Annotated in this window: 16 protein-coding genes; 15 read left to right on the forward strand and 1 reads right to left on the reverse strand. The window is 38.1% G+C overall.

Annotated elements, in window-relative coordinates:
- Positions 1–24: 24 nt before the first annotated feature.
- On the reverse strand, positions 25–657 hold the full coding sequence (locus tag ACQVD9_RS01315) for an alpha/beta hydrolase (protein ID WP_264747108.1): 633 nt from the start codon (positions 655–657) through the stop codon (positions 25–27).
- Positions 658–791: 134 nt separating this feature from the next.
- On the opposite strand from ACQVD9_RS01315, the gene ACQVD9_RS01320 reads away from it, so the two are divergent.
- From ACQVD9_RS01320 to glmU, 15 genes are all read left to right on the forward strand, one after another.
- Complete coding sequence (locus tag ACQVD9_RS01320) at positions 792–1271, forward strand: Z-ring associated ZapG family protein (RefSeq protein WP_264747109.1); 480 nt, start codon at positions 792–794, stop codon at positions 1269–1271.
- Positions 1272–1545: 274 nt separating this feature from the next.
- On the forward strand, positions 1546–3435 hold the full coding sequence (gene mnmG / locus ACQVD9_RS01325; protein ID WP_264747827.1) for a tRNA uridine-5-carboxymethylaminomethyl(34) synthesis enzyme MnmG: 1890 nt from the start codon (positions 1546–1548) through the stop codon (positions 3433–3435).
- On the forward strand, positions 3435–4076 hold the full coding sequence (rsmG, locus tag ACQVD9_RS01330; protein WP_264747110.1) for a 16S rRNA (guanine(527)-N(7))-methyltransferase RsmG: 642 nt from the start codon (positions 3435–3437) through the stop codon (positions 4074–4076). Before mnmG ends, rsmG begins: the two co-directional genes overlap by 1 nt.
- A gap of 11 nt (positions 4077–4087) precedes the next feature.
- Entirely contained in the window at positions 4088–4873 is a 786-nt protein-coding gene (locus ACQVD9_RS01335; RefSeq protein WP_264747111.1) for a ParA family protein, read from the forward strand.
- A gap of 9 nt (positions 4874–4882) precedes the next feature.
- Positions 4883–5755 carry a ParB/RepB/Spo0J family partition protein gene (locus ACQVD9_RS01340; protein WP_264747112.1) on the forward strand — a complete coding sequence of 291 codons (873 nt, stop codon included), beginning with the start codon at positions 4883–4885 and terminating at the stop codon, positions 5753–5755.
- Between the two features lie 142 nt (positions 5756–5897).
- Positions 5898–6296: an ATP synthase subunit I gene (locus ACQVD9_RS01345; RefSeq protein WP_264747113.1), complete on the forward strand. Its 399-nt coding sequence runs from the start codon at positions 5898–5900 to the stop codon at positions 6294–6296.
- A 14-nt stretch (positions 6297–6310) separates the two neighbouring features.
- A complete protein-coding gene (gene atpB / locus ACQVD9_RS01350; RefSeq protein ID WP_264747114.1) occupies positions 6311–7135 on the forward strand; it encodes a F0F1 ATP synthase subunit A in 825 nt (274 codons plus the stop codon).
- A 73-nt stretch (positions 7136–7208) separates the two neighbouring features.
- Entirely contained in the window at positions 7209–7427 is a 219-nt protein-coding gene (atpE, locus tag ACQVD9_RS01355) for a F0F1 ATP synthase subunit C (protein ID WP_201092493.1), read from the forward strand.
- Between the two features lie 83 nt (positions 7428–7510).
- The gene (locus ACQVD9_RS01360) at positions 7511–7981 is read left to right on the forward strand and encodes a F0F1 ATP synthase subunit B (RefSeq protein ID WP_264747115.1); all 471 of its coding nucleotides are present in this window, start codon (positions 7511–7513) and stop codon (positions 7979–7981) included.
- A 12-nt stretch (positions 7982–7993) separates the two neighbouring features.
- Positions 7994–8530, forward strand: coding sequence for a F0F1 ATP synthase subunit delta (locus tag ACQVD9_RS01365; protein ID WP_264747116.1), 537 nt, complete (start codon positions 7994–7996; stop codon positions 8528–8530).
- Between the two features lie 15 nt (positions 8531–8545).
- The gene (atpA, locus tag ACQVD9_RS01370; protein WP_264747117.1) at positions 8546–10090 is read left to right on the forward strand and encodes a F0F1 ATP synthase subunit alpha; all 1545 of its coding nucleotides are present in this window, start codon (positions 8546–8548) and stop codon (positions 10088–10090) included.
- Between the two features lie 51 nt (positions 10091–10141).
- Positions 10142–11035 (forward strand): F0F1 ATP synthase subunit gamma, encoded by an 894-nt coding sequence (atpG, locus tag ACQVD9_RS01375; RefSeq protein WP_264747118.1) that lies wholly within the window; start codon positions 10142–10144, stop codon positions 11033–11035.
- Positions 11036–11067: 32 nt separating this feature from the next.
- On the forward strand, positions 11068–12444 hold the full coding sequence (atpD, locus tag ACQVD9_RS01380) for a F0F1 ATP synthase subunit beta (RefSeq protein WP_264747119.1): 1377 nt from the start codon (positions 11068–11070) through the stop codon (positions 12442–12444).
- Positions 12445–12495: 51 nt separating this feature from the next.
- Positions 12496–12915, forward strand: a complete 420-nt coding sequence (locus ACQVD9_RS01385) for a F0F1 ATP synthase subunit epsilon (RefSeq protein ID WP_264747120.1) — start codon at positions 12496–12498, stop codon at positions 12913–12915.
- Positions 12916–12986: 71 nt separating this feature from the next.
- Entirely contained in the window at positions 12987–14345 is a 1359-nt protein-coding gene (glmU, locus tag ACQVD9_RS01390; protein WP_264747121.1) for a bifunctional UDP-N-acetylglucosamine diphosphorylase/glucosamine-1-phosphate N-acetyltransferase GlmU, read from the forward strand.
- Positions 14346–14350: the final 5 nt, after the last annotated feature.

Genomic DNA, 14350 nt, shown 5'->3' on the forward strand with positions numbered 1-14350 from the left:
ATAATATCGCTTACTGTAAATAAATTATTGAAGATAAGGGGTTACTAATTCTTTTAAATCGTTTAAGCGGCCATGAAAGAAGTGACTGCATTCAGGCACAGTTAACAATGTATGGGGTTTAGTTAATGAGTTAGCCCAATCATAAACGGTTTGTGGATTAACTACTTCATCTGCTTCTGGTTGAATAATTAATAAAGGACTTTGCTCAGGTAGTCTGCCATCTATATTGAAGCGTTCAATTGGGGGCGCAATCATCACTAATTGCTTAATAGCAATAGCTTGTCGCTCTAAATCGCCAGCTAAACAAGCTGCTACACAAGAACCAAAAGAGAAACCCATAATGACAATAGGTTGCTTAGGATTTTTTACTTGTAGCCATTCAAAAGCAGCTTGAGCATCAGCTATTTCGCCTTCGCCTTCACCGTAGCTGCCTTCACTATTACCAACGCCTCTAAAATTAAAGCGTAAAGTACTCCAACCATTATCTCTGGCAGTACGTTGTAAAGTAGCTACAACTTTATTATGCATAGTTCCTGCATATAATGGGTGAGGATGACATACCAGAGCAATGCCTTTAGCATCAGGCTGTTCAAGATATAGTGCCTCAAGTTTCCCAGCAGGCCCGTCAATAAATAATACAATTTCTTGAGCTGACAACGTTAAACTCCGTGTCCAAAACATTAATATATTGGTAGACTATATAAAGAATAAATTTTAAAGCAAAGTATTTTTGTTTTATACCATTACTTTGTAATATTTCCTTGTATGGCTAATTATATTGAAAGAGAGGCATGATGATGGAGATGGGGTTAGTTGTAATTATTGCTATCGTAGCATTTTTAGTAGGCATGTTTGGTGGCTTTTTAGTCAGCAAAGCTACTGGAAGTAGTGATCGCTCTGGCAATTTAAAAAATCAAATGGAGAGTTTAGAAGAGCGCTTTACAGATTATCAAAGTGAAGTAGCTAGCCATTTTAATAAAACAGCTAATATTGCTCAAAAGCTTTCTCAAGATTATCAAGAAATGCAAGCACATTTAGAGCATTCAGTAGAGGCTCTAGTAACAGATAGTGAGTTGCGTGCTAGATTAATATCAGAAATTAAAGCGAATGATCAAAAAGCGTTAGATTATTCAGCAGAAGGTGCTGAGGAAGTCTGTGTGGCGGAAGCTGTAACTGTTACAACTTATAATGATATTCCAAGAGATTATGCACCTAAAGCACCAGGTGAACCAGGAACATTAACAGAAGAATTTGCTGTTAAACATAAGTAAAAATTAAAGTGCTTTAGCAGGTTTAATTTATTAAGCCTGCTAGCATAAGTTGTTATCAAGATCAGTCGCTATTTTCTTTAAGTGTTTTCACGATCTAAGTTTTTATGCTTATCATCAATTAGGTTAATAAATAATTAGCTAAAGCCTAAAAATCAATAAATAATTAAATTTGTAAACTAAGTAATATATAACTTCTTTAATGTTGTAGGTAAAATAACTATAATATGCGGTTATTTTTCAGGCATTCGTCTGTTTTTTCCTAAGAGGTTGAATGGTGGACTTTCCTAGTCGTTTTGGAGTCATTGTTGTTGGTGGCGGTCATGCAGGTACAGAAGCTGCATTGGCGTCTGCACGGATGGGGGTTAAGACACTCCTACTTTCTCACAATATTGAAACATTAGGTCAAATGAGCTGTAATCCTGCTATTGGCGGGATTGGTAAAAGTCATCTGGTGCGGGAGATTGATGCACTAGGTGGTGAAATGGCCCATGCAGCTGATAAGGCAGGGATTCAGTTTCGTATTTTAAATAGTAGGAAAGGGCCAGCAGTTAGAGCAACACGTGCCCAAGCAGATCGTATTTTATATAAAGCCGCTATTCGCTATAAATTAGAAAATCAAGAAAACCTTTGGTTATTCCAACAAGCCTGCGATGATTTAATTGTAGAAGGTGATACAGTAAAAGGTGTGGTTACCCAAATGGGCGTGCGCTTTTTTTCTGATACTGTGGTATTAACGGCAGGTACTTTCTTAAACGGTTTAATTCATATAGGTTTACAAAATTATTCAGCAGGGCGTGCCGGTGATCCACCAGCGATTGCATTAGGTAATCGCTTAAGAGAGTTACCATTAACTGTGGGTCGCTTAAAAACAGGTACACCAGCTCGTATTGATGCAAGAACTGTTGATTTTTCAGTAATGACAGAACAACCAGGTGATTTTCCTTCACCTGTTATGTCTTTTTTAGGTAGTGTTGCAGATCATCCTAGGCAAGTTAGTTGTTGGATTACTACTACCAATACTCGAACCCATGAAATTATAGCGGCAAATCTTGATCGCTCACCCATGTATTCAGGGGTAATAGAAAGTGTGGGGGCTCGTTATTGCCCATCCATCGAAGATAAGATACATCGTTTTGCTGATAAGGAAAGTCATCAAGTTTTCTTGGAGCCAGAAGGGTTAAATACTAACGAGTTGTATCCGAATGGTATTTCTACGTCATTGCCTTTTGATGTACAGCTAGCCTTTATTCATACTATGAAAGGACTAGAAAATGCACATATTTTGCGTCCAGGCTATGCTATTGAATATGACTACTTTGATCCTAGGGATTTAAAAACGAGCTTAGAAACTAAACATATTAATAATCTGTTCTTTGCAGGCCAAATTAATGGTACAACGGGTTATGAAGAGGCAGGAGCACAGGGATTATTAGCAGGTTGTAATGCTGCTTTAAAAGTACAAGGAAAAGAGCCTTGGTGTCCTCGTCGAGACGAAGCTTATATAGGTGTATTGGTCGACGATTTAATTACCTTAGGTACTCAAGAGCCCTATCGCATGTTCACTTCACGCGCTGAGTATCGTCTTATTTTAAGAGAGGATAATGCAGATTTACGTTTAACAGCAAAAGGTCGTGAATTGGGGTTAGTTGATGATATTCGCTGGGATGCATTTTGTCGTAAGCGTGAGCAAATAGAAAAGGAAACAGAACGTTTAAAATCTACTTGGATATTACCCAATACACCAAAAGGTGATGCAATAGTTAAACGATTTGATACAGCATTAACACATGAGTATAACTTACTTAATTTGCTAGCTCGTCCTGAGATTGATTTTAAATCATTAGCAGCTATTGTTGGCATTGAAAGTATTGATGAGCAAGTAGCAGAGCAGATAGAAATTCAAACCAAATATGCAGGTTATATTGATCGTCAGCAGGAGGAAATCGCTAAGTTACGTGAGAGCGAGGAAATTAGTCTACCTGAAGATATAGACTATACCATCATTTCTGGGCTGTCTAAGGAAATTCAGCAAAAGCTTATGGCAGTTAAGCCACAAACATTAGGTCAAGCATCCAGAATATCAGGGGTAACGCCTGCAGCCATTTCATTGTTAATGGTTTATTTGAAAAAACGTAATGCCAGCCGTAAGTTGGAGCAAGTATAATGAGCTTGGTCACAGATCAACAAGCTCATTTGCTCAAGCAAGGTATAAAGCTGCTAGGACTAGCAATAACTGAGCAACAGCAGCAGTTATTACTTGGTTATTTAGAATTATTGGCGAAATGGAATAAAGCTTATAACCTAACCGCGGTACGTGATATTAATGAAATGGTATCTCGCCATTTATTAGATAGTTTAAGTATTGTTCCCTATATAACAGGAAAAAATTGGTTAGATGTGGGGAGTGGTGGCGGTATGCCAGGTATTCCTTTGGCTATTATGTTTCCTGATAGTGATTTTACCTTGCTTGATAGTAATGGTAAGAAAACTAGATTTTTAACACAAGTAGTACTTGAGCTAAAATTGACTAATGTGCATGTGGTTAATCAGCGAGCGGAATCGTTTCACGTGAAACAACCTTTTTCAGGTATTGTTTCTCGTGCCTTTAGCTCACTAGAAGATTTTATTAACTTAACTAAGCACTTGGCAGATCAAAAAACACAATGGTTTGCTATGAAAGGTCTTTATCCTGAAGAAGAGTTACAAACACTGCCAAAAGAATTTAAGGTAGAATCTGATTATCAGTTGACGGTGCCAAATTGTGATGGACAGCGTCATTTATTAGTTATAAAACATCACCAGTAAAAGGTAAATACATGGCCAAGGTTTATGCAATTGTTAACCAAAAAGGTGGGGTAGGTAAAACAACTACCTGTATCAACCTTGCTGCTTCCTTGGTAGCTTCTAGAAAACATGTATTGCTTATTGATTTAGACCCTCAAGGCAATGCGACCACGGGTAGCGGTGTTGACAAGTTGGCATTAGAGCGATCTGTTTATGATGTGTTAGTCGGAGACTGTAGCTTTGTAGAGGCTATGCATTTTTCTGAGCAGGCGGGATATCAATTATTACCTGCGAATAGAGATTTAACAGCGGCTGAGGTAGAGTTATTAGAAATTGCTCATAAAGAAAATCGTTTACGAGAATCCTTAGCACCTATTCGTGACAATTATGATTATATCCTGATTGATTGCCCACCCTCACTTTCTATGTTAACCGTTAATGCTTTAGTGGCTGCTGATGGAGTTATTATCCCTATGCAATGTGAATATTATGCATTAGAGGGATTAACAGATTTATTAAATACTATTGAAAGAATTACGTTGTCATTAAATCCTACCTTACATATTGAAGGTTTGGTGCGTACTATGTACGATGCGCGGATGAGTTTAACCAATGATGTTTCTGTACAATTGCAACAACATTTTGGTGATAAGCTTTATGATACAGTGATTCCACGTAATATTCGGTTAGCTGAAGCGCCTAGCTTTGGATTGCCTGCATTGATTTATGATAAACAATCAAAAGGTGCAGAGGCTTATTTAGCGTTGGCTAAAGAGCTGATTAAAAGACAACGTAGTGCAAAGAATACAAATTCATAAGGAACCATTATGGCTGTAAAGAAAAGAGGGCTAGGACGAGGTTTAGATGCATTGCTTGGTGGCAATACCGTATCTGCCGTTCAAGAGCAAGCAGCTAATACTCCACAAAGTGAATTACAACATTTACCTTTAGAAATTATCCAGCGTGGAAAATATCAACCACGTCGTGATATGGATCCACAAAGTCTTGAAGAGTTAGCGCAGTCTATTAGATCGCAAGGCGTGATGCAGCCAATTGTGGTGCGTCCAATAGCTAAAGGTCGCTATGAGATTATTGCAGGTGAACGCCGTTGGAGAGCGAGTCAACAAGCAGGTTTAGATAAAATACCTGCATTGGTAAGAGATATTCCTGATGAAACGGCGATTGCATTAGCTTTAATTGAAAATATTCAACGGGAAGATTTGAACCCTATTGAAGAAGCCATAGCTTTACAACGTTTACAACAAGAGTTTGAGTTAACGCAACAACAGGTAGCAGATGCTGTAGGAAAGTCTCGAACAGCAGTAACTAATTTATTACGCTTGATTAGTTTGCCAGAAGATGTAAAAGTAATGCTTTCTCATGGTGATTTAGAAATGGGGCATGCGCGTGCTTTATTAGGATTGCCGGTTGAAAGACAGATAGAAGGCGCGCGGTTTATTGTCGCAAGGGGTTTGTCAGTACGTCAGGCAGAAGCTTTGGTTCGTCAGTGGTTAAATGATACCTCAAAGAAAACTACTAAAGTGACTAATGACCCTGATATCAAAAGGCTTGAACAAAAACTGGCTGAACGCTTAGGGTCGCCTGTGGCGATTAAGCATAATAAAAAAGGTAAAGGTGAGTTAGTAATACGTTATAATTCACTTGATGAGTTACAGGGTGTTTTAAAGCATATTCATTGACTTAAAGGAAATTTGTAAAAAATAATGTAACTTTGAGTTGAAGCTTTGCTTGGATATCCCTATACTTTGCGCCAAATTAAATAATTATGATTGAAGTTAATGAAAAATAACTTTATTGGTTTAAAATAGTCAGGCTAATACAGTGGCTTTTCGCAATAAAATGCCTATTTACCAGTTACCAGCATTTAAGGTGCTAGTAATACAAGCTTTAGTAGCAATAGGGTTAGCATTAGCTTTCTTGTTAAAAGATTTAAATGCAAGTTTTTGTGCATTATTAGGTGGTTTAATTGCCTTATTACCTAATATTTATTTTGCACTAAAAACATTTCGTTATTTTGGCGCCCAGTCAGCTATGGCCATTACTCTGTCATTATGGACTGGTGAAATGGGCAAGTATGTTTTAACAGCAGCTTTATTTGTGCTGGTGTTTTTGGCTATTAAGCCAACAAATTTAATAGCACTGTTCATTAGTTACTTTATAGTGCTAATAGTTTCATCCTTAGGGTTGTTATTAGTTAAAAAAAGTTTTAAAAAATATTAACGGTTGAGGCAATTATGGCAGCAGGCGAAGGACAAACGGCAGCAGGTTATATTCAGCACCATCTGCAAAATCTAGTTTTTGGTAAAACTCCAGATGGTTGGATGTTTGCAAAGACTCATGAGCAAGTACAGCAAATGGGTTTTTGGTCAATACATGTTGATACTATGTTTTTCTCCATTTTAATGGGTGTCTTCTTCTTATGGCTATTTCGTTCGGTAGCTAAAAAAGCTTCTCTAGATAATCCAAGTAAACTACAGTGCTTAGTTGAGTGGACGGTTGAGTTTATTGATGGCACTGTAAAAGATGTCTTTAAAGGCAATAATCCTCTTATTGCTCCACTTGCCCTAACAATCTTTGTTTGGGTTTTCTTGATGAATAGTTTGAAATGGATTCCTGTTGATTATATTCCAGGTCTTGCACATGCTATTGGTATTCCTTATTGGAAAATTGTTCCTACAGCAGACCCTAATGGTACTTTTGGTATTTCTATTGGTGTGTTTATCCTTATCCTATACTATAGTTTCAAAATTAAAGGGGTAGGTGGTTTTACCAAAGAATTAGCGTTTACACCATTTAATCACTGGTTATTAGTACCTTTTAATCTGTTTTTAGAAATCATCGGATTGTTAACTAAGCCACTTAGTTTGGCTCTCCGGTTGTTTGGTAACATGTATGCAGGGGAAGTAATCTTTATTTTGATTGCATTGTTACCATTCTGGATTCAATGGGTGCTTAATGTACCTTGGGCAATCTTCCATATTCTAGTTATTCCATTGCAAGCATTCGTATTTATGGTATTGTCAGTGGTTTACTTGAGTGCAGCGCACGAGCATCACTAATAATAAATAATTGGTGTGTGAGATAGTTTTTTATTAACTTTGGTTTTTTATTATATTACTTTTAGGAGTTTATATGGTTTACTTAGCAGCAGCTTTAATGATCGGTTTAGGTGCCTTAGGTACTGGTATCGGTTTCGCTATCTTAGGTGGAAAATTACTTGAATCAACAGCTCGTCAACCAGAGTTAGCTTCTACCTTACAAACTAAAACCTTTTTAATGGCTGGTTTACTTGATGCGGTACCAATGATTGGTGTGGGTATTGCTATGTACCTTATCTTCGTAGTTGCCTAACGCTAGTTAAAGATTTTGAGCATTTTGATGCTTAATTTAATGAAACTAGCCAAATCAACTGGGATAGCATGAGGTAAGTCGCTATGAATATAAATTTGACATTAATCGGTCAAACTATTGCCTTCGCTATTTTTGTCTTGTTTTGTATGAAATATGTATGGCCTCCTATTAATCAGGTTATGCAAGAACGCAAGAAAAAAATTGCGGAAGGTTTGGATGCGGCAGGTCGTGCTGAGCGCGAATTGCAAGAAGTCCAACAGCAAGTAGAGCAAATACTTCGTGAAGGTAAAGAGCAAGCAGCAGACATTCTTGATAAAGCTAATAAAACAGCTTCATCTATTATAGAAGAGTCTAAACAACAAGCTCGTACCGAAGGCGAAAAATTAATTGCTAGTGCTAGGTCTGAAATTGATCTGGAAGTAAATCGTGCCAGAGACCAACTTCGCTCACAAGTAGCAAGTTTGGCTGTGCAAGGAGCTGAGAAGATTTTAGAGTCTTCTGTAGATGCTGATGCGCATAGTGATCTGGTTGATAAAATAGCTTCTAAACTGTAAGCGGAGCAAGCAATGATAAATACCCATACGCTTGCCAGACCTTATGCAAGAGCTGCTTTTGAGTTTGCTAAGACAGCAAACCAAGTTGACGCTTGGTTTACTATGTTAGAACTGGCTGCTTGTGCTTTGGAGCAACCTGTAGTTGTTCAAGAACTGGGTAAACCAACATTAACGCGTGCTCATAAAGCTGATTTATTATCCAATTTATTGGCAGGCAAAATAGACGAAACCTTTAGTAATTTTTTACATATAGTGGGTGAACATGATCGTTTGTCTTTATTACCTACTATTTGTGAACTTTATAAAGACTATAAGCTAGAAGCTGAGCGTGTAGTAGATGCAGAGATAGAAACTGCTTTTGAATTATCTGATGAGCAGCTTCAAAAAATAACTGCCGCCTTATCAAAGCGGCTTGAGCGAACAGTAAAAGCTAAGCAAACAGTAAATGCTGCATTAATTGGTGGATTAACCATTCGTGCAGGTGACTTGGTAATAGATAGTTCGGTTCGCGGTCGGCTAGATAAGCTCGCCGAAGCAATGAATTCCTGATTTGAGGGGCATGGCATGCAGCAATTAAATCCTTCTGAAATAAGCGAAATTATCAAGGAGCGTATCGCTAAACTTGATGTTTCAACGCAAGCTCGTAATGAAGGTACTATCGTTAGTGTTTCTGATGGTATTGTACGTATTTACGGTCTTGCTGATGTAATGTATGGTGAAATGATTGAGTTTCCAGGTGGTGTTTATGGTATGGCACTTAACTTGGAAGAAGACTCTGTTGGCGCCGTTGTATTAGGTGAATACTTAAGCCTTTCTGAAGGCATGAGTGCAAAATGTACAGGTCGTATCTTAGAAGTACCTATCGGTCGTGAGTTATTAGGTCGCGTTGTTGATGCGCTTGGTAATCCTATTGATGGTAAAGGTCCTCTAGGCACTTCTGCTACTGATGCTATTGAAAAAGTGGCACCTGGTGTTATTTGGCGTAAGTCAGTAGACCAACCAGTACAAACAGGTTATAAATCTGTTGATGCGATGATTCCAATTGGTCGTGGTCAACGTGAGTTAATCATTGGTGACCGTCAAATTGGTAAAACCGCTTTAGCAGTTGATGCGATCATTAACCAAAAAGATAGTGGCATTAAGTGTGTTTATGTAGCTATCGGTCAAAAACAATCAACGATTGCTAACGTGGTACGTAAATTAGAAGAAAATGATGCTTTAAAAAATACTATTGTAGTAGTAGCAAGTGCTTCTGAATCTGCTGCATTACAATACTTGGCACCTTATTCTGGTTGTACCATGGGTGAGTTCTTCCGTGATCGTGGTGAAGATGCATTAATTATTTATGATGATTTGTCAAAACAAGCAGTAGCTTATCGTCAAATTTCATTATTGTTACGTCGACCTCCTGGACGTGAAGCTTATCCTGGTGACGTATTCTATTTACACAGTCGTTTATTAGAACGTGCTTCACGTGTATCAGAAGAGTATGTTGAGAAGTTCACTAATGGTGAAGTAAAAGGCCAAACGGGTTCTTTAACAGCTTTACCGATTATTGAAACGCAAGCAGGTGACGTTTCTGCATTTGTACCAACCAACGTAATTTCAATTACTGATGGTCAGATCTTCCTAGAAGCATCATTATTTAACTCAGGTATTCGTCCAGCGGTAAACGCAGGTATTTCAGTATCTCGTGTGGGTGGTGCAGCACAAACCAAGATAATCAAAAAATTATCAGGTGGTATCCGTACTGCACTTGCTCAATATCGTGAGTTAGCGGCATTTGCGCAGTTCGCTTCTGATCTTGATGAGGCAACCCGTAAGCAATTAGAACATGGTCAACGTGTAACAGAGTTAATGAAGCAAAAACAATATGCTCCATTCTCAGTTGCACAAATGTCAGTTTCTCTTTATGCGGCAGAACGTGGTTATTTGCAAGATATTGGGTTAGATAAGATTGGTGCTTTTGAAGAAGCATTATTAGAATACTTCAACAGAGATAAAGCGGATCTTATGGCAAAAATTAACGTTAAAGGTGACTTTAACGATGAGATTGATGCTGAGATTAAAGCAGGTATTGAGAGCTTTAAAGCTACCCATACTTGGTAAGACGATGCAGGTGTTGTAACAACACCTGCTAACTAATGCTAAAGGTGTAATATGTCAGGCGCAAAAGAAATTCGCACAAAGATTGCGAGTATTAAAAGTACGCAGAAAATTACCAGTGCTATGGAAAAAGTAGCAGTGAGTAAAATGCGTAAAGCGCAACAACTAATGGCGGCAGGTCGTCCTTATGCTGAGCGCATTTATCAAGTAATTACTCATTTAGCCAATGCTAATGCAGCTGAGTATCGTCATCCTTTTATGACAGAAAGACCTGTTAAGCGTGTTGGTTATATTATTGTTTCTACTGACCGTGGTCTTTGTGGTGGTTTGAATACTAACTTATTTAAGGAAGTAATCAAAGATTACAAAAAATGGAATGATGAAGGTGTTGAAGTTGAGCTTTGTGTGGTGGGATCAAAAGGCATTAGTTTTTTCCATCATTTTGGAGCAAAAGTCACTGCAGCAATAACTAATATTAGTGAGCAAGCTTCTATTAAAGAATTAGTAGGCGGTGTTAAGGTAATGTTAGATGCCTTTGATGAAGGGCGTTTAGATAGAGTGTATTTAGTAGGTAATGAGTTTGTTAATACCATGACTCAGAAGCCAAGATTATTACAACTATTACCATTGCCAACTACTTCAACGGCGAAAGATGATGCTGTTGAACATCAGAAGATGGTTGAACGTAATTGGGATTATATTTATGAACCCAATGCGCAAGAATTACTTGATACATTGTTAATTCGCTATATTGAGTCATTAGTGTATCAAGCGGTGGTGGAAAATGGGGCAGCAGAGCAAGCAGCGCGTATGATTGCGATGCAGAATGCGACTAATAATGCCGAAGATCTTATTGGTGAATTGCAGTTAATTTACAATAAGGCTCGTCAGGCGGCCATTACCCAAGAAATTTCCGAAATTGTTGGCGGTGCAGCTGCTGTATCGTAAGAAAGGTTTATAAATTCAGAGGATATCCAGCTATGAGTAGCGGACGTATCATTCAAATTATCGGTGCTGTTATTGATGTGGAGTTTCCACGTGACAATGTACCTAAAGTTTATGACGCATTAAAAGTACAAGGCGTTGAGACAACGCTGGAAGTTCAACAACAATTAGGTGATGGTGTTGTCCGTTCCATTGCAATGGGATCTACTGAAGGTCTAAGGCGTGGTCTTGATGTAGCTAATACAGGTGCTCCTATTTCTGTACCCGTAGGTGTAAAAACCTTAGGTCGAATTATGGACGTATTAGGTAATCCTATTGATGAAGCCGGTCCTATTGGTGAAGAAGAACGTTGGAGTATCCATCGTGAAGCTCCTTCGTTTGAAGAGCAAGCAGGCGGTAATGACTTATTAGAAACAGGTATCAAGGTAATCGACTTGATTTGTCCTTTTGCTAGAGGGGGTAAAGTAGGTCTATTCGGTGGTGCTGGTGTTGGTAAAACCGTTAACATGATGGAACTTATCCGTAATATTGCGATGGAACACAGTGGCTTCTCTGTATTCGCAGGTGTGGGTGAGCGTACTCGTGAAGGTAATGACTTCTATCATGAAATGAAAGAATCAAGCGTTCTTGATAAAGTTGCTCTTGTTTATGGACAAATGAACGAGCCTCCAGGAAACCGTCTACGTGTAGCGTTAACAGGCTTAACCATTGCAGAAAAATTCCGTGATGAAGGTCGTGATGTATTATTATTTATCGATAATATTTATCGTTACACCCTAGCAGGTACTGAAGTATCAGCGCTTTTAGGCCGTATGCCATCGGCGGTAGGTTATCAACCAACCCTAGCTGAAGAAATGGGTGTATTACAAGAACGTATTACTACTACTAAGAAAGGTTCTATTACCTCTATTCAAGCAGTATATGTTCCTGCGGATGACTTAACTGACCCATCACCAGCAACTACTTTCGCTCACTTAGATGCGACCGTAGTATTATCGCGTGATATTGCATCGTTAGGTATTTACCCTGCAGTTGATCCACTAGATTCTACATCTCGTCAGCTTGATCCACATGTAATTGGTCAAGAGCATTATGAAGTGGCACGTGGTGTACAATATGTATTGCAACGTTATAAAGAGTTAAAAGATATTATTGCTATTTTAGGTATGGATGAGTTATCAGAAGCTGATAAGCAACTAGTAGCTCGTGCTCGTAAAATGCAACGTTTCTTATCTCAACCATTCTTCGTAGCGGAAGTATTTACTGGTTCGCCAGGTAAATATGTACCTCTTAAAGAAACAATTCGTGCTTTCAAAGGCATTTTAAATGGCGATTATGATCACTTACCAGAGCAAGCATTCTATATGGTAGGTACTATCGACGAAGTCATTGAAAAGGCTAAGACCCTATAATGGGTGTGCCCATAATGTTATTATGGGCATAAAGTAGAGGGTAATATAGATATGGCAATGATTAAATGTAGCATAGTCAGTGCAGAAGAATCATTATTTACTGGTACTGTTAAACGCGTGGTAGCTCATGGTAGTATGGGTGATCTAGGTATATTACCTAATCATGCGCCGCTATTAACTAGTTTGTTACCAGGCCCTGTGCGTGTTGTTAAAGAAGATGATTCAGAAGAGATTTTCTATATCTCTGGTGGGTTTTTAGAAGTTCAGCCATTAGAAGTAGTGGTACTAGCTGATACAGGTATTCGTGCAGAAGACCTTGACGAAGCCGCAGCAAAAGCTGCCATGATTAGTGCTGAACATGAGTTGAATGATAAAACATCTCACCAAGACTACAGTAAAACAGCTTCTAGTCTTGCGCAGGCAGCAGCACAATTACGGACAATTACTGAACTTAGAAAAAAGTTTAAATAATTGTTGGGTAAGTGATTTAATTTATAAAAAGGGGTGGCTTAGGCTGCCCTTTGTTTTTTGGGGTATTAATTATGTCATTAGAAGTGATTATTCTTGCAGCGGGTAAAGGTACTCGCATGTGTTCAACACTCCCTAAAGTTTTACATAAAATAGCAAGTAAAACTATGCTAGGGCACGTGATTGATAGTGCTAGAAGATTAAAACCTCAAAAAATACATGTGGTTATTGGTCATGGTGCTGAACAAGTAAAAGAATTATTTACAGCAGATGATATACATTTTGTCTTACAAGAACAGCAATTGGGAACAGGGCATGCAGTAGCCGCTGCGATACCTTTTGTGGAAAGTGAAAAGGTATTAATACTGTATGGCGATGTGCCATTAATTGAAACAAATACACTAGAAAGCTTAATTAAATTTATACAACCGTTATTTTTGGGTTTATTAACTGTTAATCTAGCTAATCCTACAGGTTATGGTCGTATTATTCGTAATGAGCAGGGAAGTGTTATAGCCATTGTTGAGCAAAAAGATGCTACTGAGCAGCAAAAACAGATTAAAGAAGGTAATACAGGTATTCTAGCATTATCTACTGAACCATTAAAAAAATGGTTGGCAAAATTATCCAATCAAAATGCGCAAGGTGAGTATTATTTAACTGATATTATTGCCATGGCAGTTAATGATGGTTTTACTATAGCGACCACACAGCCCGAAACAGAAATGGAAGTACAGGGGGCTAATGATCGTGTTCAATTAGCACAACTAGAGCGATATTACCAACTGAAATTAGCTCAAATATTAATGAAAAAGGGTGTTACCTTACTTGATCCTAGCCGTTTTGATTTACGGGGAGAAGTGGAAGTAGGTTCTGATATTGAAATTGATATTAATGTTATTTTAGAAGGCAAAGTAGTTATTGAAGATGGTGTAACTATTGGGGCTAACTGTATTATTAAAAATACTACTTTAAAGGAAGGTGTGATTGTTAAGCCAAATAGCCATATAGAAGGTGCTATCTTAGAAGAAGAAAGTGATGCAGGTCCTTTTGCCCGTATACGTCCAGGTACAATATTGCATAGAAAAGCTCACGTAGGGAATTTTGTGGAGTTAAAAAATACCTCTTTAGGAGAATACTCCAAAGTAGGTCATCTAACTTATTTAGGTGATACAGAGGTTGGTAGTTATTGTAATATAGGAGCTGGTACGATTACTTGTAACTATGATGGAGTTAATAAATACAAAACGGTTTTAGGTGATGAAGTATTTATTGGTTCTAATAACTCACTGGTTGCCCCAGTAGTTATTGGTGATGCAGCTACAACAGCAGCCGGCTCAACTATTACTAAAGATGTGGCACCTAACTCTTTAGCGATTGGTCGTGCTCGTCAAATACAAAAAGATGACTGGCAAAAACCTAAAAAGAATTAGGTTTA

Source organism: Entomomonas sp. E7T21 (genome assembly GCF_058693955.1).